This is a genomic window from Kocuria sp. ZOR0020 (assembly GCF_000800955.1).
GTDB lineage: Bacteria > Actinomycetota > Actinomycetes > Actinomycetales > Micrococcaceae > Kocuria > Kocuria subflava.
In genome coordinates this window covers 1-16,505 of sequence record NZ_JROX01000159.1, presented here as the reverse complement: position 1 = coordinate 16,505, position 16,505 = coordinate 1, and the positions used below count along the sequence as shown (strand labels likewise).

18 protein-coding genes are annotated in these 16,505 nt (G+C 63.5%); 9 read left to right on the top strand and 9 right to left on the bottom strand.

The features are described from left to right. Positions 1–314: 314 nt before the first annotated feature. The 5 genes from pnuC to ribH are packed head-to-tail and all read left to right on the top strand — an operon-like array spanning position 315 to position 4,675. Positions 315–1,079, top strand: a complete 765-nt coding sequence (gene pnuC / locus L979_RS09765; protein ID WP_156125532.1) for a nicotinamide riboside transporter PnuC — start codon at positions 315–317, stop codon at positions 1,077–1,079. After that, complete coding sequence (gene ribD / locus L979_RS09760) at positions 1,076–2,170, top strand: bifunctional diaminohydroxyphosphoribosylaminopyrimidine deaminase/5-amino-6-(5-phosphoribosylamino)uracil reductase RibD (RefSeq protein WP_047692021.1); 1,095 nt, start codon at positions 1,076–1,078, stop codon at positions 2,168–2,170. Before pnuC ends, ribD begins: the two co-directional genes overlap by 4 nt. Next, positions 2,170–2,850: a riboflavin synthase gene (locus L979_RS09755; RefSeq protein ID WP_047692020.1), complete on the top strand. Its 681-nt coding sequence runs from the start codon at positions 2,170–2,172 to the stop codon at positions 2,848–2,850. Before ribD ends, L979_RS09755 begins: the two co-directional genes overlap by 1 nt. Beyond that, positions 2,847–4,199 (top strand): 3,4-dihydroxy-2-butanone-4-phosphate synthase, encoded by a 1,353-nt coding sequence (gene ribB, locus L979_RS09750; RefSeq protein ID WP_052209751.1) that lies wholly within the window; start codon positions 2,847–2,849, stop codon positions 4,197–4,199. Before L979_RS09755 ends, ribB begins: the two co-directional genes overlap by 4 nt. After that, positions 4,196–4,675 (top strand): 6,7-dimethyl-8-ribityllumazine synthase, encoded by a 480-nt coding sequence (gene ribH / locus L979_RS09745; protein WP_047692019.1) that lies wholly within the window; start codon positions 4,196–4,198, stop codon positions 4,673–4,675. Before ribB ends, ribH begins: the two co-directional genes overlap by 4 nt. A 3-nt stretch (positions 4,676–4,678) precedes the next feature. Here ribH and L979_RS09740 read toward each other — a convergent pair whose 3' ends face one another. The 5 genes from L979_RS09740 to L979_RS09720 all read right to left on the bottom strand — a co-directional run bounded on the left by L979_RS09740 (position 4,679) and on the right by L979_RS09720 (position 9,661). Continuing rightward, on the bottom strand, positions 4,679–5,218 hold the full coding sequence (locus tag L979_RS09740; RefSeq protein ID WP_047692018.1) for a GNAT family N-acetyltransferase: 540 nt from the start codon (positions 5,216–5,218) through the stop codon (positions 4,679–4,681). A 225-nt stretch (positions 5,219–5,443) separates the two neighbouring features. Further along, positions 5,444–7,132 carry a cytochrome bc complex cytochrome b subunit gene (locus L979_RS09735; RefSeq protein WP_047692017.1) on the bottom strand — a complete coding sequence of 563 codons (1,689 nt, stop codon included), beginning with the start codon at positions 7,130–7,132 and terminating at the stop codon, positions 5,444–5,446. Next, complete coding sequence (locus tag L979_RS09730; RefSeq protein WP_047692016.1) at positions 7,132–8,232, bottom strand: ubiquinol-cytochrome c reductase iron-sulfur subunit; 1,101 nt, start codon at positions 8,230–8,232, stop codon at positions 7,132–7,134. The genes L979_RS09735 and L979_RS09730 overlap by 1 nt, the downstream gene beginning before the upstream one ends. A 75-nt stretch (positions 8,233–8,307) precedes the next feature. Next, positions 8,308–9,096 (bottom strand): c-type cytochrome, encoded by a 789-nt coding sequence (locus L979_RS09725; RefSeq protein WP_047692015.1) that lies wholly within the window; start codon positions 9,094–9,096, stop codon positions 8,308–8,310. A gap of 52 nt (positions 9,097–9,148) precedes the next feature. Further along, positions 9,149–9,661: a heme-copper oxidase subunit III gene (locus tag L979_RS09720; protein WP_369792988.1), complete on the bottom strand. Its 513-nt coding sequence runs from the start codon at positions 9,659–9,661 to the stop codon at positions 9,149–9,151. A 430-nt stretch (positions 9,662–10,091) separates the two neighbouring features. Here L979_RS09720 and trpD point away from each other — a divergent pair, with 430 nt between their 5' ends. Continuing rightward, positions 10,092–11,108 carry an anthranilate phosphoribosyltransferase gene (trpD, locus tag L979_RS09715; RefSeq protein ID WP_052209756.1) on the top strand — a complete coding sequence of 339 codons (1,017 nt, stop codon included), beginning with the start codon at positions 10,092–10,094 and terminating at the stop codon, positions 11,106–11,108. 8 nt (positions 11,109–11,116) lie between these two features. On the opposite strand, the gene L979_RS09710 is transcribed toward trpD, so the two are convergent. Then, a complete protein-coding gene (locus tag L979_RS09710) occupies positions 11,117–11,395 on the bottom strand; it encodes an Lrp/AsnC family transcriptional regulator (RefSeq protein ID WP_047692012.1) in 279 nt (92 codons plus the stop codon). Positions 11,396–11,441: 46 nt separating this feature from the next. Then, positions 11,442–11,882: a DUF3054 domain-containing protein gene (locus L979_RS09705; RefSeq protein ID WP_081994231.1), complete on the bottom strand. Its 441-nt coding sequence runs from the start codon at positions 11,880–11,882 to the stop codon at positions 11,442–11,444. Positions 11,883–12,001: 119 nt separating this feature from the next. On the opposite strand from L979_RS09705, the gene tpx reads away from it, so the two are divergent. Together tpx and aroD are read left to right on the top strand one after the other, a co-directional pair. Further along, positions 12,002–12,496 (top strand): thiol peroxidase, encoded by a 495-nt coding sequence (gene tpx, locus L979_RS09700; protein ID WP_047692011.1) that lies wholly within the window; start codon positions 12,002–12,004, stop codon positions 12,494–12,496. A gap of 13 nt (positions 12,497–12,509) precedes the next feature. Continuing rightward, a complete protein-coding gene (gene aroD, locus L979_RS09695; RefSeq protein WP_052209750.1) occupies positions 12,510–13,283 on the top strand; it encodes a type I 3-dehydroquinate dehydratase in 774 nt (257 codons plus the stop codon). Here the strand turns inward: aroD and L979_RS09690 are convergent. Together L979_RS09690 and L979_RS09685 are read right to left on the bottom strand one after the other, a co-directional pair. Further along, positions 13,278–14,723 (bottom strand): MFS transporter, encoded by a 1,446-nt coding sequence (locus L979_RS09690; RefSeq protein WP_047692040.1) that lies wholly within the window; start codon positions 14,721–14,723, stop codon positions 13,278–13,280. The genes aroD and L979_RS09690 overlap by 6 nt on opposite strands. A gap of 101 nt (positions 14,724–14,824) precedes the next feature. Then, entirely contained in the window at positions 14,825–15,658 is an 834-nt protein-coding gene (locus L979_RS09685; protein ID WP_052209749.1) for a M57 family metalloprotease, read from the bottom strand. Between the two features lie 540 nt (positions 15,659–16,198). Between L979_RS09685 and L979_RS09680 the strand changes: the two genes are divergently transcribed. Further along, positions 16,199–16,505: alpha/beta hydrolase (locus L979_RS09680; RefSeq protein ID WP_197052125.1), on the top strand; the 307-nt coding region annotated here is incomplete at its 3' end.

Here is a 16,505-nt window from a genome sequence, read left to right as displayed (position 1 = left end):
GATCGGTGAAATTCCGAGCCGGCGGTGACAGCCCGCTAACCGAGTGCAGCAACAGGGGAGATCTCCACTACAGCAGATCCCACTGGTTGCTACCTCGGCCTAACCGGTGAAAATTCCGGTGCCGACAGAACAGTCTGGATGGGAGGGGCACCAGCGGTCCGCCCATGTGGCGTGCCGCGACTCTCCCATGCCACCAGTCTCGAACGCGCCGGTCGCCAGACGGCCGGCGCCAGCACAGCCCGGCCGATGACGAGATCAATTCGGCAGGCATCTGGTGACGTGCACACCGGATGGGAAGCGGTGGAGGCCCCGGCGTGGACGTCTTGCGGTGGCTTTTTGAAGCACAGTTGCACATTGGCGACGGTTTCATCCTGTGGCGTGAGGTGCTGGGCAATGTGTTCGGCCTGCTCTCCGCCCTGGGTGGAATGCGCCGCAAGATCTGGGCATGGCCCGTGGGGATCATCGGCAACGTCCTGCTGTTCACAGTGTTCATGGGGGCCGTTTTCGGATCCCCGAATCCGGTGAACCTCCTGGGCCAAGCAGGCCGCCAGATCATGTTCATTGCGGTGGCCATCTACGGATGGATCCGCTGGCAGCAGAGCCGCGGAAGCGGCAAAGCCGCGGTGACACCACGTTGGGCCTCAGGACGTGAGCGCATCCTCCTGGTGGTACTTCTGATCCTGGGCACTGTGGTGCTGACCCCCATCTTCCGCGCACTGGGATCCTACGAGCCTGTTTGGGCCGATGCCTGGATCTTTGTGGGCTCCGTGGTTGCCACATGGGGCATGGCCCGGGGGTGGACAGAGTTCTGGCTGGTGTGGGTGGCCGTGGACATTGTGGGCGTACCCCTGTTGATCAGCACCGGTTACTGGGCCTCGGCGGCCATGTACCTGTTCTACGGTGCCTTCACCCTGATCGGATTTTTCGTGTGGTGGCGCGTGCAGCGCAAAGAATCCGCTGGCACGGCCACCGGAGCCCACGGCTTCGTGAACACCGCGAACAACCAGGTGGTCTCCGTGGAAACAGCCTTCCCGGATGTCACGGTCACGGTGGAATCGGCTGAGAGGAAGCCGGAATGACTCAGCAGGTGGGACAGTCCTTTTCACCCGCAGACCAGTCGGCCATGCGAGCGGCCCTGGATGCCGCACGGTTGGGCCCGCGCGGGGCCAACCCCCTGGTGGGTGCCGTGGTGGTGGGACCGGATGGCGGCGTACTTCATGTGGGCCACCACCGCGGGGCAGGCACGCCCCACGCTGAGGTGGACGCCATCCGGCAGGCCCAGGCAGCCGGAACGGACCTACAGGCGTGCTCCATGGTGGTGACTCTGGAACCGTGCAACCACACCGGCCGGACCGGGCCCTGCGCCCAGGCGATATTGGCTGCAGGGATTCCTCGGGTGGTCCATGCGGCACAGGACACCACTGCGGCTTCCGGCGGAGCGGCCACTCTGCGCGCTGCCGGCGTGCAGGTGGAGGACGGCCTGATGGCAGACCAAGCCACCGAACTCAACCACCGCTGGATCATGGCGCAGGAGCAGCGGCGCCCGTTCGTGACGGTCAAGACGGCGCAGACCCTGGACGGTCGTATTGCTGCAGCCGATGGGACCAGTCAGTGGATCACCGGTGCTGCTGCCAGAGAACACGCCCATTCCATCCGGGCCAGGGTGGAGGCCATTGTTGTGGGCACCGGCACCGTTCTGGCCGATGACCCGCGCCTGACCGTGCGGCACCAGGCCGCTGCTGCCCCCGATCCCCCAGCAGATCCCGCACCGCTGCGGGTGGCCATGGGGCATCGTTGCGTCCCGGCCGCGGCCCGCATGCGCGGAACGGATGGCCGCTTCCGGCATCTGAACACCCGGGATCCCCGCGCCGCTCTCACCCAGCTCTACGACGACGGCGTCCGGCACGCCTTGGTGGAAGGTGGCGCCACCGTGGTGGGTGCCTTTCTGGAAGTTGACCTGGCCGATGAACTCACGATCTATCAGGCCCCCATGATTCTTGGCGCAGGGCGCAGTTCCTTCCCGAACCTGGGCATTCACACACTGGGACAGGCCCGCCGTTACCGCGCTGATGTCAGCGACGGCGGCGCACTGCACCACCTGGGCGATGACCTGCTGTGGCACCTGGAACCCCAACCTCACACCCTCACCAACCGTCAGGAGAACCACTGATGTTCACCGGAATCGTGGAAACCACCGGAACTGTGGTGGCCCTTCACCCAGGTGCACCCGGGGCAGGGGATGGCACCGTGACCGTGCGCATCCAGGCGGGGGAGATCGTGGATGATCTGCCGCCGGGAGGCTCACTGGCAGTTGACGGCGTGTGCCTCACGCGGGCCGATCACGTCACTGCGGACAATGACGGTGCCCGTCAGGCCACCGGTGGACCAGCCGCTGGAGAGTTTGTAGCAGATGTCATGGGGGAGACCTTGGCCCGGACCACTCTGGGCGGATTGCAACCCGGAGACACCGTCAACCTGGAACGCTGCCTGCCTGTCGCCGGGCGATTGGACGGGCACGTGGTCCAGGGTCACGTGGATGCAACGGGCACCATCACTCAGCGCGTGGATCACGGCGCCTGGGAGACGGTACGGATCAGCGTCCCGCGGGAACTGGCACCGTTGCTGGCTCAGAAAGGTGCCATTGCCGTGGACGGTGTGTCCCTGACAGTCACCGCGGTCAGTGCAGCCCGGGAGACCGAGCACTGGTTCGAAATCGGTCTGATCCCCGCAACGCTGGCAGCCACCGGGCTGGGGCACAAGACGGAGGGATCTCGGGTGAATCTGGAAGCGGACGTGATGGCCAAGTACGCCGCACGCCTGGCGGCATTTGCCGGAGGTGACCACCAGTGACTGTACAACCACAAGAGACCTTCCTGGATCCTGTTGAGGCCGCGGTGGAGGCCATCCGCACAGGTGGGGCGGTCGTCGTCGTTGATGACGAGGACCGGGAGAACGAAGGCGATGTGATCTTTGCGGCCCAGCACGCCACGGCAGAACTCACAGGCTTCACGGTGCGCCACACCTCCGGGGTGCTGTGCGTTCCCATGCAGGCAGAGCGCGCCGATGCTCTGGGTCTGCCGCCCATGACGGCCGTCAACCAGGATTCCAAGGGAACGGCCTACACCGTCACCTGCGATGCCCGCCTTGGGGTCACCACGGGGATCAGTGCAGCTGACCGTGCCAGAACCGCCCGTGTCCTGGCGGCCAAGGATTCCGGGCCTGAAGCCATCACCCGCCCCGGGCACATGCTGCCGCTGCGTGCGGTGGCCGGTGGCGTCAGGCAACGTCCCGGTCACACGGAAGCCGCTGTGGAGCTGTGCGGCCTGGCCGAGCTGGAGCCCGTTGGTGTGATTGCGGAGTTGGTGCACGACGACGGATCCATGATGCGTCTGCCCGCCCTGCGGGAATTCGCCACGGAGCACGGACTACCTCTGATAAGCATTGAAGACCTGGTCAGTCATGTTGCGGCGCAAGCCACGGACCAGGGTGATGCGGCTGACGTGGTGCCTGCAGTTGCAGTCCCACGCACCATCACGGCCACCTCTGAAGCCGTGGTGATTCCCATGCCTGAGGGCAGGTTCCAGGTCCGCGGCTGGCAGGTCCCGGATGCTGACGGGACCACCATCGGTGAGCACCTCAGCCTGACCGCCCTTGACCCGGGCACCGATCGACCCATGATCTCGGAGAACCCGCCCCTGGTGCGATTGCACTCCGAATGCCTCACGGGGGATGTGTTCGGTTCCTTCCGTTGTGATTGTGGAGCGCAGCTGCACCAAGCGCTGAACATGTTGGCTCAACACGGGGGAACCCTGATCTACGTCCGCCGCCATGAGGGGCGAGGCATCGGTTTGGTGAACAAGCTGAAGGCTTATCGCCTCCAGGACGGTGGTGCGGACACCGTTGAGGCCAATGAATTGTTGGGGCTACCCGCAGAAGCCCGGGACTGGGGAGCGGCTGCCACCATCCTGCGGGAGTTGGGCTTGGACAAGGTGCGCTTGCTGACCAACAATCCGGCCAAGGAAGCGGCATTGCGAACACTTGGCATTGACGTGGTGGAAATCGTTACCAACGAGGTCCATGCCAGAGCCGAGAACCACGAATACCTGGTCACCAAGAGGGACCGCATGAACCACAAACTGCAGCACATCGACGACGTGCTGCCCCCACATCAAGAACACATCGGAGGAGAGCCATCATGAGCGGTCACGGCGCACCCACCCCAGAACTGTCCACCATCAACACCCAAGGACTGTCCGTTGCCGTGGTCGCCTCCAGTTGGCACACCACCATCATGGACGGTCTGCTGGACGGTGCCCGGCGTGCCCTGCAGGATGCCAACATCAGCAACAGCGTGACGGTGCGAGTCCCGGGCTCCTTTGAGCTGCCGGTGGCTGCTGCTCGACTGGCTGCCACCTACGACGCTGTGGTGGCCTTGGGTGTGGTGATTCGCGGTGGTACCCCCCATTTTGACTACGTCTGCCAGGCTGCTACGAATGGCATCACCAAGGTTTCCGTGGAAACTGGCAAGCCCGTGGGATTCGGCGTCCTGACCTGCGACACAGAACAGCAGGGGCTGGATCGCGCAGGACTGGCCGATTCGCAGGAGGACAAGGGCTACGAAGCAACGGCGGCAGCCATTGAGACTGCCGCCGTGCTGCGTGATCTGGGTCTCTGACCGTCAGAGGTAGTCGTCCTCGGCTTCCTGCTGCCAACGGTTGAAGTCCAAGGTCAGATACAAGGCCAGGGCGGGGGAGTTGTCCTCACGGATGCGCAAACTCACCCGTTCGTGGCCGGCCTCTTTCAGAGCGGCTGCGGATTCCCGAACCAAGCGCTCAGCCAGACCCTGACGCCTGTGGGCGCTGTGGGTGAACAGCTCAAAAATGTACGGGGCATCCGGCAGGCCTTCACCCGCCCTGCGCTCCACCACCAGTGACGCGGCCACGATTTCGCCCTCGTCATTCAGTACCACCGGGGAGGCCTCCGGCAGAAACGTTCCGTACTCGCCGGCGAACAGTCCGGCCACGATCTCCTTGGCCTGATCCAGGTTGTCCACCCCGCCGTTGGCACTGTCCAGACCCACGGCTTCATAGGCGGCATGGAACAGGTGGGCCAACGCTTCCTGATCATCTGGCTCGGCATGACGCCCCGGCAGTTGGGCAGAGCTGGAGCGGGGTACCAGATCAGCAGTACGTGCAATCAAAATGATGGTGCCAGTCATCGTGCCCTCCGTCAGTGTCAGCTGCGCGCGGGATGCGCGAAACGCATGTGCATGTGGTCGCAACGGGTGTTCCGTCTGCCTGTAAGCGTACTCACATGCACAGGAGGAGCTGGTGCGACGTGTCGGATCGTTTCAAGGTCGTTGTAACAAGGGCCCGGTTCAGCAGCGCTGAACCGGGCCCTTGTTGGTGGGGACCACCGAGGTTCTTGTGAACCCCTGTGATCATCAGTGGCGCGTCGAGGTGCTTCCCGCGGACTCGAGTTCGTCGACGTCGTGGGCGTGCTCGTGGTGAGCGGCCTCCAACTCGGTGGGGGTCACCGGGGCCACGCGGTCCTCGTAGAAGAAGCGGGACAAGCGTCCGCGAACCTTCTCCGAGCCGGTGATCTTGCCCTTGGCGTTCTCCTGAGCAGGCATCACCTGGGCGTCCTCGTAGGACACCAGCGTGTAGCGGCGGTACTCGTCCAGGGGCTCGTGCACCTCGATGAACTCACCGTGGGCCAGCTGCTGCACGCGTCCGGTCTCACGGCCGTGGAGCACGATCTCGCGGTCCTTGCGCTGCAGGGACAGGCAGATGCGGCGGGTGATGATGAACGCGATGATCGGTCCGAAGAAGAACAGGAACCGCAGCAGGTAGATCACATCGTTGACAGCCACGTGGAAGTGGGTGGCAATGAGGTCACCGGTGGCGGCGATCATCAAGACGCCGTAGTAGACCATGGCGGCCACACCCAAGCCCGTGCGGGTGGGGGCGTTGCGCGGACGGTCCAGGATGTTGTGCACCCGGTTGTCCTTGGTGACCCAACGCTCCACCCAAGGCCAGATGAACATGCCGATCACAAAGACCGTCAGAGCCAGGATCGGCAACAGCACGGCCATGGGCAGGGAAACCAGGTTGAACAGGTCCCATTCCCAGTTGAACGGCCAGTTACCCGGCATCAGACGCAGCGCGCCATCGGTCCACAACATGTACCAGTCAGGCTGGGAACCTGCCTGCACGGGGGAGGGATCGTAGGGGCCGTAGTTCCAGATCGCGTTGATCTGCACCATCGAGGCAATGGCCGCCAGCACACCGAAGACGATGAAGAAGAAGCCACCCGCCTTGGCCGCGTAAACCGGGCCGACCGGGAAGCCCACCACGTTGTTCTCGGTTCGGCCGGGGCCGGGGAACTGGGTGTGCTTGTGCACAACCACCATGAACAGGTGCACCACGATCAAGGCCAGGATGATCACCGGCACAATGAACACGTGCACGATGTACATACGGCCGATGATGGCGTGACCCGGGAACTCGCCGCCGAAGATCAGCATGGAGATGTAAGCGCCAACCAGCGGGATGGAACGTGCCAGGCCGTCCACGATGCGCAGGCCGTTGCCGGAGAGCACGTCATCGGGCAGGGAGTAGCCGGAGAAGCCGGCCACCAGGGCCATGACGAACAACAGGCAGCCGACCACCCAGTTCAGTTCACGCGGGCGGCGGAAGGCACCGGTGAAGAAGATGCGGGCCATGTGCACCATGATCGCCACTGAGAAGAGCAGAGCTGCCCAGTGGTGCAGCTGGCGCAGGAACAGACCGCCGCGGATGTCGAAGGAGATGTGCAGCGTGGAGGCGTAGGCCGCTGACATTTCCACGCCCTGCATGGGGACGTAGTTTCCGGTGTATTCCGTGGTGGCCATGGTTGGGTCGAACCAGAAGGCCAGGAAGGTGCCGGAGAGCAGCAGGATGATGAAGCAGTAGAGCGCGACTTCACCGAACATGAAGGACCAGTGGTCGGGGAAGATCTTCCGGCCGAATTCCTTGATGATCGGGGACAGACCCACGCGGGTGTCCACGAAGTTCGCGATCTTGCCGACGTTGGTGTCGGCCTGGTACTCAGCGGACGTGCCGTGAGTGGACGTGGTGGTGGAGGCAGACATCAGTTACCGTTTTCCTCTTCCATCTCGTTGACCGCGATCACGCGCTGGGAATAGGTGGGACCGACCGGCTCCGGGAAGTCACCGGTGGCCACCAGGTAGCCCTCGTCATCGACGGAGATGGGCAACTGGGGCAGCGGACGGGAGGCCGGTCCAAAGATTACCTCGCACTCGTTGGCCAGGTCGAAGGTCGACTGGTGGCAGGGGCACAGCAGGTGGTGCGTGTGCTGCTCGTACAGAGCAATGGGGCAACCCACGTGGGTGCAGACCTTGGAGTAGGCAAAGATGCCGTCCACGTTCCAGTCCTCGCGGCCCGGGCTCACGTTCACCGTGTCCGGGTCCAAACGCATGAGCAGCACAACGGCCTTGGCCTTCTCGTCCAGGTAGCCGTCGTCGTGGCTGAGGCCGGAGAGGTTCTCCGGGAGCACGTGGAAGGTGGAACCCAAGGTGACATCAGAGGCCTTGATGGGCGTGCCGGAGGGGTCACGTACCAGGCGAACGCCGTCCTCCCACAGGGTGTGGCGCAGGGGAGTCAGATCCAACGGCCCCAGGTCTCGCAGCAGACCCACGAACGGAAGCGGGGCCAGGACAGCTGCACCGATCAGGGTGTTGCGGATCAGCGGACGGCGCTTGATCCCGGACTCGTCCAGGATGGTGCCCATGATCTGCTCCGCCTCAGCACGCTGAGCCTCGGTCACGACGTCGTGGCGTTCTTCCACGAGCTCGTGGTCCGGCATCAAGGTGCGGGCCCAGTGCACAACGCCCACACCGATGCCCAGCATGCCCAGGGCAATGCCGCCGCCGAGCAGCAGGTTCTGCAGGCGCAAGGTGGAGGTGGCCTCAGGATCCGTGACCGAGTAGATGTCCCCGTCCACGCGGATACCGAAGTACCCAATGAAGAAGAGCACGGAACCGATGATGGATACGGCGAACAGCAGCGCCACCTGGCGCTCAGCTCGCTTGGCCGCACCCGAGTCGACGTCGGTGCTGCGGGGGCGGTGCGGAGGCAGACCCGGGTCTTGGAAGATCTCCGGTGCGGACGCGGTGCGGTCCAGCACGTTTCCCTTCTTCCCCTGGGGAAGGCCGTCACGGTGGTCAGCCATGTGGTCCCTCTTCTTCTTTTCTAGTGTGAAATGTGGCGCTTGTTCACCGGTTGCCCGGCGTAGTGCAGTTGATGATCAGGCAGACCGTGAGGTGAGCCAGACGGCAAAGCCGATGATGATCAACAGGCCGATGGTCCAGATGAACAGGCCCTCGGAGACCGGGCCCAAGGAGCCCAGACCGAACCCGCCCGGATCGGTGTTGTTGTCGATCGACTTCAAGTAGGTGATCACATCGCGCTTTTCTTCAGGCGTGATGTTGGCGTCGTTGAAGACCGGCATGTTCTGGGGGCCGGTCTGCATTGCCTCGTAAATTTGAGCCTCGTCCACGCCCATCAGGGAGGGAGCGTACTTGCCGCGGGTCAGGGCGCCGCCGGCGCCGGCTGCGTTGTGGCACATGGCGCAGTTGGCCAGGAATACCTTGGCACCGTTGGCGGGATCGCCCTGGGTCACGTCCAGGTACTCGTCCTCAGGAACGGCCGGTCCGGCGCCCAAGGAGGCCACGTAGGCGGCCAGCTGGCGGGTCTGTTCGTCAGTGAACTGCTCCGGCTTCACCTGGGCCTGGGGGCCCTGCATCTGCATGGGCATACGGCCGGTGCTGACCTGGAAGTCGACCGATGCAGCACCCACGCCCACCAGGGACGGGCCGGCGTCGGAGCCTTCACCGTTCATGCCGTGACAAGTGGAGCAGTTGGCGATGAACAACTTGGAGCCTTCATCAACCTCTGAAGCCGTGTAGTCATCGGCGGCCTTGGCCTGGTTGGTGGTCGTGGCGACAGCGTAGAGACCACCGGTCAGGAGAAGAGCGCACATGAGCAGGGCCAGCAGGGCCAGCGGGTGGCGTCGCTTCTGTGAGAGAGCCTTCACGTCAGAAGTTCCTTAAGGGTTGAGCGGAGCGGGACTTGAGCGGTGGAACGCGTTACCGGAGGAAGTACACGATGATGAACAGCGCGATCCAGATGACATCCACAAAGTGCCAGTAGTAGGACACGACGATGGCCGAGGTGGCCTCAAAGTGCCCGAACCGCTTGGCCAAATAGGCGCGTCCAATGATGATCAGGAAGGCGATCAAACCGCCGGTCACGTGGATGGCGTGGAAGCCGGTGGTGATGTAGAAGGCCGAGCCGTAGGCGTTGGCGGCGATGGTGATGCCGTGGGAGACCAGTTCGGCGTACTCAAAGGTCTGCACGGACACGAAGACCGCGCCCATGAAGAACGTGAGGATGAACCACTCGATCATGCCCCACTTGCCGACCTGCAAGATGCTGCCGGTGCGGCGAGGCTGCAAGCGCTCTGCTGCGAACACACCGAACTGGCAGGTCACGGAGGACAACACCAGGACAGTGGTGTTGGCCAGTGCCAGGGGAATGTTCAGCTTGGCTGCTTCCTCGGTCCACAGCTCAGGCTGGGTGGCGCGGAGGGTGAAGTACATGGCGAACAGACCCGCAAAGAACATGAGCTCGGAGGCCAACCACACGATGGTCCCCACTGCGGTGAGGTTCGGGCGATTGATGGCCGGGGCGGGCTGCCGCGCTGCTGGGGCATGGGTTGCTGTCGTCACGAACGACATTATGTCGCCAAACGGTCGCCCGGACCAACCGAGACACCCCGTGAAGCAACCGAAGTTCTGACTTCCAAGTATCTGGGTGGAGGTTCCTCTGTTGCGTTCCCAGGTGTGACAGGGCTTGAGCAGTGGTGTGCCCGGTACGTGGCAACTCGGCAACCAGGACGAGCAGGGCGGCCGATTACAGGCAACTTATGGCACACGTCATGCCCCCGTTAGAATCGCAGGCGTGACTTCCACACATTCTTCGACGTCGTACCCAGCAGCTCGCGCCCCCCGAGAGGTGGACTGGTTCCAGATGATCACGGACCTGATTGGTGGCACGGATCTGACGTCCGAGATGACCTATGCAGCCATGGACTCCGTGATGTCCGGTGAGGTCGCTGATGTGGTCTTGGCCGGCTTTCTGGTGGCACTGCGTGCCAAGGGTGAGACCGTTGAGGAACTGAGAGGCCTTGCCGATGCCATGGTGGCTCACGCTCGGGACATTCTTGTTCCTGGGTCGGCCGTGGACATCGTCGGTACGGGAGGGGACCGCCTGCGGTCGGTGAACATTTCCACCATGGCTGCACTGGTTGCCGCCGGTGCCGGAGCCAAGGTGGTCAAGCACGGCAACCGCGCGTCATCCTCCAAGTCAGGTTCTGCAGACTGTCTGGAGGCCCTGGGTGTGCAACTTGACATGCCCCTGGAGATGGTGGCTTCCTGCGCTGAGAACGTGGGAATCACGTTCTGTTTCGCCCAGACCTTCCACCCGTCCATGAAGTACGCAGCCGGCACCCGTAAACAACTGGGGGTGGCGACGGCCTTCAACTTCCTGGGGCCCATCACCAATCCGGCACGGGTCAAGGCCTCCGCCATCGGTGTTGCCGACCGTGATCTGGCGCCCATGATGGCCGGGGTCTTCCGTGACCGTGGTGACCGTGCTTTGGTTTTCCGCGGCGAGGACGGCTTGGATGAGTTGACCGTCACCGGTACCTCAGAGATCTGGGAGGTCCGTGACGGTCAAGTCACCGAGCACATCCTCAATCCAGCAGATCTGGGCATGGCCCTGGCCACGGTGGAGGATCTGAGGGGCCAGGACGCCGAATACAACGCCGCCGTCGCGCGCCGCATTCTGGCGGGGGAGCAGGGGCCGGTCCGAGATGCCGTGTTGCTGAACGCCGCAGCGGCGCTGGTGGCACTTGACGAATCAGCTCAGGCGCCGTTCGAACAGCGCTTCGAGTCCGCCGTGCAGCGAGCAGCCACCTCCATCGACTCAGGTGCTGCCGCGAACGTGCTCCACCGATGGGTTGAGCATTCCCGTGGTACTGACTGAGCCGCGGGTCAATCCATCCCCAAGGAGAAGGCGTCATCCAGATCGTGTTGGCTGTACATGCGGAAGGCAATCTGAGTCACAGTCTCCACCACACCTTCAACCTTTGACAGCTTGTCCGCGATCACCTCTGCCAGGTGATCGTGTTGCTGCACGCGAACCATGGCAATCAGATCCCAGTCGCCAGTGACGGAGTAGACCTCCGAGACACCCCGGATCTCCGAAATCTCCTGCGCGACCTCCGGGATGCGCTGGGGTTCGGTGCGGACCATCACGATGGCAGTGAGCATTGGTGTCTCCTTGACTGGTTAAGGGTGGCGCAGACTGTGCCGGGGGTCAGGCCGAGGTGTTGGACGCGGAGCGGGTGTGGCGTCGTCGTCGTAGAACGGTCCAGACGATGGCCCGCCACCCGACCAGGAACACCAAGAGCACCGTGGCCGCCACCAGGATGAATGATGGCTCCACTCCCTGCCCGGAGACCGTGCGCAGGGCCATGCCACCCACAACGGTCACGATCCACAAGAGCAGACCTCCTTGGATCGAGATCCCGGGTCGCCCGGCCATGGCGATTCCCACCCAGCCCACGGCAGCGGCTGCCAGGAACGGCCATGCGGTGTCCGGGAAGCCCAAGGGGTTCTCTCCGTGCGCTGCACGACCCACAGTGGCGAACACGCAGATCAGGAGCACATCGATCACCACCCACAGCACCACGGCACCGCGGACGTTTTTCACGGGGAGTTTCTCGCCGGCTGCGGGGGGAAGTGGTTCCGGGATCATGAGTAGACCTTTCAATGCCGGCGCAGGTGCACACGGCGGACGGGTTCGGGCGTCGCAATGGACGCGTCCAATTTTACGCGAGTGGTGGGCGTCACCCGATTCTTGGTTATGGTGGGGCCATGGAGACTGCATTTCAGGACAATCCCGTAAACACCGTTGGCCAGTTGCCCGCTGAAGGTGAGCAGGCGCCGTCGTACACCCTGGTGGGTACGGACCTCTCAACCGTCAGTGCGCAGGATCTGACCGGGGGCCGCGTGGTGCTCAACATCTTCCCCAGCCTGGACACCGGCGTCTGTGCCGCCTCGGTGCGCCGCTTCAATGAATTGGCTGCGGGCCTGGAGAACACCACGGTGCTGTGTGTGTCAGCTGACCTGCCCTTCGCACAGGAGCGGTTCTGCGGCGCCGAGGGCATCGAGAACGTGGTGGCGGCTTCCAGCTTCCGTTCCACTTTTGGTCAGGATTGGGGCGTGGAGATGGTGGACGGACCGTTGGAGGGTCTGCTGGCCCGTGCCGTGGTGGTCCTGGATGAGAACGGCACGGTCACCTACACGCAATTGGTTCCGGAGATCACCCGGGAACCCAATTACGACGACGCCGTAGCGGCCCTGAGCTGACGGAGCTGAACCGGTGAGTGCTTCCGTCAAGGTGGGGGCAGAAGTGCTGAGCGCTGCTGCCCCCGCCGTCATCGTGCCGTTGACTTCAGTTGCCGCTGATGATCTGGTCGCGGAAGTTCGGGGTGCTGTGGAGGCCGGTGCCGACATCGTGGAGTGGAGGGCCGACCATTGGTTGGCCTGCCACGGTGCCGGGTCTGACGGGCCAGGCCTGACGGAAGTGTTGACCCAGCTGCGGCAGGCGGCTGGTGCCGTACCCGTTCTGTTCACAGTGCGTACCACGGCGGAGGGCGGAGCGGGTCCGGAAGGCGATCAGTACACGCAGCTGCTGGAGTCCGTGATCCGGGCGCACAGTGCTGATCTGGTGGACATCGAATACCGCAGGGACGGTGCGCAAGCACTTTTCACGCTGGCCCGCGAGCACGATGTACCGGTGGTTGCCAGTTACCACGACTTCCATTCCACTCCGCCTGCGGAGGAGATCATGGCGATCTTGAAAGAACAGGAGGACATGGGGGCCGGGATGGCAAAGGTGGCCGTGATGCCGCAGACGGCCGCAGATGTGGCCACCCTCCTGCTTGCCACCGCACGTCACACGGAGCGTGCCGGAATCCCTGTGATCACCATGTCCATGGCCGGGCTGGGTGCAGTCTCCCGGATCAGTGGACACGTGTTCGGATCCGCAGCCTCTTTCGGGTCTGTGGGCCGGGCATCCGCCCCGGGACAGATTCCGGTGGAGGACCTGAAATCCCTGTTGGATGGGGTCAACCGGGCAACGGCAGGCTCATAGCCTGGAGGTGTGCTGGCGCCGTTGGGTCCCCAGCGCATCCACCACTGAAATCACCAGAGCAACCACCAACACCACCCCGATCAGGGAGTAGGTGGTGTCCGCGGCAACGTCTGCACCATGCGGCAACAGGTGGAAGTACACACCCGTCATCCCGGCGGTTCCCACGGCGGTGCCGATGCGCTGACCGGTCTGGGTGATGGCTGCAGCCGTACCGCCCTGTGCCACCGGCACTTCCCGCAGTGTGAGCGTTTGGTTGGGGCTGGTCACCAACCCGCCGCCGATGCCAATGGGCGCCATGGAAACGGCCAGGATCCACAGGGGAACGCTCTGCTGAGTGATCAGCGGGGTCATGATCACCGTGGCGATCAAGCCGACCAGCATGATGAGCAGCCCGATCACCACGGTCCAGCGTCCGATGCGGACCACCAGGCGGCCGCCCAGCTGAGCCGACACCGCCGTGAACACGGCCGCCGGAAGGGTCAGGAGGCTTGCCGTCAGTGCCGATTCGCCGAACCCTTGCTGCACCAGTTGGGCCTGGATCACCCAGATGGAGGTGGCCGCCATGAAGTACACGCCAATCATCATGGAACCCAGGGTGTAGCTGCGGATCCGGAAGAGATCCAGGTCCACCATGGGCTGGTTGCCGATTGCCTGGTAGCGCCGCTCCCAGCGCACCCAGATCCAGGTGAGCACCAAGCCTCCCGGGACCAACCACCATGCGGATGGATGCCGTGAGGCCAGCATGAACGGGAGCATGATGGCCAGCACCGCGGTGCCCAACAGGGCTGCCCCCACAGGATCAATGTCCAGCTTGCGGCCGCCCCTGGGCCGGGGCCGTAGGTCCATCCAACGCCAAGCCAGCACCGTGATGGCCGCGCCCACGGGGACGTTGATGCCCAGCGTGGTGCGCCAACCCACCTCCACAGGGAAGATCCCCAGGAGGAAGCCGCCGATCACCGGTCCCACGGACACGGCCACACCCACCACGGCACCAAAGGAGGCGAAGGCTCGGGCCCGCTCCACACCCTGGTAGTGCTGTTGAATCAGCCCGGCCACCTGGGGGTTGACCAGTCCGGAGGCCACACCCATGACCACCCGGGCCACATTGAGCCAGGTGATCGACGGCGCCAGGGCTGCCGCCAGTGATGACACCGTGAACAGTGCAATTCCGGCAATGAAGATGCGTTCCCTGCCCAGCAGATCACCGGCACGGCCTGCTGCAACCAGCACAATGCCGAAGGACAAGGCGTATCCGGAAAGGATCCACTGCAGCCCGGTGTCCGTGGCTCCCAAACCCTCCTGGATGGACGGGAGAGTCACGTTGACGATGCTCACGGCCATCAGCGCCATGAACAAGGAGGACAGCAGAATCACCAGAATGCGCCCACGGTTGGGGTCTGGTGAGTTGCCCTCGGGCGCGGGGTGGGGGTGGGAATTCACCCGCTCGATGCTACGCCCAACACACCGCCAGGCGCCGTGGATGCGGGGGATCTCACCCCCGTCCACGGCGCCTGGCGGTGATGGCAGCCGGTCAGAGCGTGTCAGGAACCGTAGGCTCGCTGGACACCGCTGCGGTCATAGGGGGAGAAGCTCAAGTTGGCTGAGCCTCCGTTGCACTGCGGGTAGTGCATAATCGACACCGAGTCGTACGGAGTCAGGGGTGTCCAGTTGTTGTCCTCAAAACACGTGCCGGCCTCAGGTCGGGTGTGTTCGTGACGGAAGCCCAATGTGTGGCCGAGTTCGTGAGCCATGATGGCCTCCTGCTGCCATCCGGAGGAGTAGAACTGGTCGGCCACCAGCACGTTACGGCTGGACTTGGGCGAATTGGGGAAGAACGCGCGTGCAATGTATCCGGTGGATGAGGTGGGTTCCACGGAGAACACCACATAGTTGTTGCGGGTGTTGCAGTTGCCGTCCTGAGAGGACACGTAGCGGAAGTCAATGCCGGACGAGGAGTTCTCCCACATGGCGGCCCCTCGCTGCATGGCGTTGACTACCGTGGCCTTGCGGGAGCCAAAGTTGTTGGACACGCAATAGGTCAGGTTCTTGGCCTGGGAAGCAGGCCACAGGGTGGCGTTGCCGTAGACGTCCGTGTTGGCAATCAGGTCACCTGTTCCGCCGGACTCCGGGGCCACCGGTCCGCTGGGCAGCGAATCGTAGAACTTGAACAGGGAGCCCGTGTTGGGAACGGGAATGTCGCCGTCCACAATGTACTGCCCGTCCGTGTCGCGGAAAGTTTCCGATTCGAATTGTTGCCAACTGGGTTTCTGGTGGGAGTGATCTGCCCCGGTTTCATGGGCAGAAACGGCAGGGGCGGTGGACATGGCCAATGCAGTGGCTGCAACGGCAGCGCCAATTCGCATGAGGGTTTTCATGGTTGAGTCCTTTCCCGCGGATGAATGGTTTCACCCACGGACTGCGGAGACGGGGGACAACTGGACACAACTGTCACGGGCCCAGGGGTGACAGGTGTGGCCAATGGATCCAATTGCGATCCAACCAGGTTTGACTAGTTCAAACACGCACACAGTATCGATCATCGGGCTGTGGTGACAACGGATCGCACAACGGGGGATGGGTGGATGCATGCGGGTTCATTTCCGTTTGGTGACACATCACGCGCGGAATGGTGCGCTGCGGCAGTCGCATCAAACAATGCCCACCACTGGATTTTCCGGTTAAAAAAGTCTGATCTAGACCTTGATTTCCATGCAGATGGGTGCATTTATTCTGTTTCACCCTGGACCAAAGTCCAGTAAAGCGTTCTGTGTCAATCAGTGGCATCACTGGAGAAGTATTCCTCTGCATTCAGCACGGTTCTGTGGACGTGCGCTGAGGAGGCTCGGCCAACTTCATGCTGTTGAATAGGTCGAGGTGCCGGACATGATGGGGGGAGACCGCCGGTGGATTACGCCGTGACTGATGTTCACGTTGACACCGCACAGGCTCGATTCGCCGTGCGGGCAGTTGGAAACCCTGGTGGCCCGGTGGTTGTGGCTCTGCACGGGTTTGCTGACCACCCCGCCACCTTTGATGCCTTGGGACGCCACCTTGCAGCTCACGGATACGTGACAGTTGCCCCCTATCTGAGGGGCCACGCGCCTTCCCCGTTGGACGGTGGACCGTCGTTGTCAGCGCACGCGGCCGATCTCCACGCCCTGGTTGACGAGCTCTCGCCTGATCGGCCCGTGTTGCTGATCGGTCATGGTGAGGGCGCTTGGG

What these genes read in the sequence shown, in the direction of transcription:
- ribD (WP_047692021.1), top strand. Translation starts at nt 1,076, where the DNA reads ATGACTCAGCAGGTGGGACAGTCCTTTTCACCCGCAGACCAGTCGGCC.
- L979_RS09735 (WP_047692017.1), bottom strand. Translation starts at nt 7,132, where the DNA reads ATGTCTGCCTCCACCACCACGTCCACTCACGGCACGTCCGCTGAGTAC.
- L979_RS09705 (WP_081994231.1), bottom strand. Translation starts at nt 11,882, where the DNA reads ATGATCCCGGAACCACTTCCCCCCGCAGCCGGCGAGAAACTCCCCGTG.
- L979_RS09710 (WP_047692012.1), bottom strand. Translation starts at nt 11,395, where the DNA reads ATGCTCACTGCCATCGTGATGGTCCGCACCGAACCCCAGCGCATCCCG.
- ribH (WP_047692019.1), top strand. Translation starts at nt 4,196, where the DNA reads ATGAGCGGTCACGGCGCACCCACCCCAGAACTGTCCACCATCAACACC.
- L979_RS09720 (WP_369792988.1), bottom strand. Translation starts at nt 9,661, where the DNA reads ATGTACTTCACCCTCCGCGCCACCCAGCCTGAGCTGTGGACCGAGGAA.
- L979_RS09685 (WP_052209749.1), bottom strand. Translation starts at nt 15,658, where the DNA reads ATGAAAACCCTCATGCGAATTGGCGCTGCCGTTGCAGCCACTGCATTG.
- trpD (WP_052209756.1), top strand. Translation starts at nt 10,092, where the DNA reads ATGATCACGGACCTGATTGGTGGCACGGATCTGACGTCCGAGATGACC.
- L979_RS09740 (WP_047692018.1), bottom strand. Translation starts at nt 5,218, where the DNA reads ATGACTGGCACCATCATTTTGATTGCACGTACTGCTGATCTGGTACCC.
- L979_RS09755 (WP_047692020.1), top strand. Translation starts at nt 2,170, where the DNA reads ATGTTCACCGGAATCGTGGAAACCACCGGAACTGTGGTGGCCCTTCAC.
- tpx (WP_047692011.1), top strand. Translation starts at nt 12,002, where the DNA reads ATGGAGACTGCATTTCAGGACAATCCCGTAAACACCGTTGGCCAGTTG.
- L979_RS09730 (WP_047692016.1), bottom strand. Translation starts at nt 8,232, where the DNA reads ATGGCTGACCACCGTGACGGCCTTCCCCAGGGGAAGAAGGGAAACGTG.